Annotated in this window: 1 protein-coding gene; it reads right to left on the minus strand. The window is 51.6% G+C overall.

Going from position 1 to position 830, the window contains the following annotated elements; translation table 11 throughout:
• Window positions 1–701, minus strand: a 701-nt coding sequence (locus J7439_RS25670; RefSeq protein WP_209204895.1) for a hypothetical protein, incomplete at its 3' end; no start/stop codon positions are given.
• Window positions 702–830 lie beyond the last annotated feature (129 nt).

An 830-nucleotide genomic window follows, 5' to 3' on the forward strand; every position in this document is an offset into this window, starting at 1 on the left:
TTACCCGAGGTTGTGACATGGCTGTTCACCGCCGTGGTGTTGGCAACCGTTCCTTTAACATACCCCGCCCCGATGCCGGCGTCTGCACCGTCACCCGAGGTTGTGACATGGCTGTTCACCGCCGTGGTGTTGGCAACCGTTCCTTTAACCCGCCCCCCCCCGATGCCGGCGTATGCACCACCACCCTCAGTTCTGACATGGCTGTTCACCGCCGTGGTGTTGGCAACCGTTCCTTTAACCCGCCCCCCTCCGATGCCGGCGTATGCATCCTCACCCGAGGTGACAATATGAACATTTTCCGCCCGGATATTACTGACTGCGCCATTAACATCAACAACACAGGCTGCTAACCCGGTCGTCTTCCGGGAATTTGTTATATTGGCACGAGTAAAGTGAAGGTCACTGATGCTGCCTTCCAGAGTGTCAACAAAACAGTCAGACAGGCCGCTGATGGTACGATCCTGCCCATCGTACTCCCCGGTGAATGGATGGGTTTCATTGCCAATGGTTTGATAGTCTTTAGTGACAAAAATATCCGCTGTCTGTTGATAGGTACCGTCCAGTGGATAGTCGGGATGTTTACCAATCTTGCCCAGGGTTTCTGCATCATTAATCTTTATGGGTGTTGATGCTGTAGCGGTATTTACCGGGCAAACATCACGGTACGATAAATCAAACTCATCCAGAAATTCAGTTCTCAAGCAGCAATTGGCTGTTAACACCCGTGGGTCTGCTTTTTGGCAAAGAAGCTGATCATTGGAGATAGATTCAGTATTCACTTTAATGCCATTGACATAGCTGTTCACCGCCGTGGTGTTGGCAACCGTTCC

This window comes from Salinisphaera sp. G21_0, assembly GCF_017744115.1.
Taxonomy (GTDB): Bacteria; Pseudomonadota; Gammaproteobacteria; order Pseudomonadales; family Endozoicomonadaceae; genus Endozoicomonas.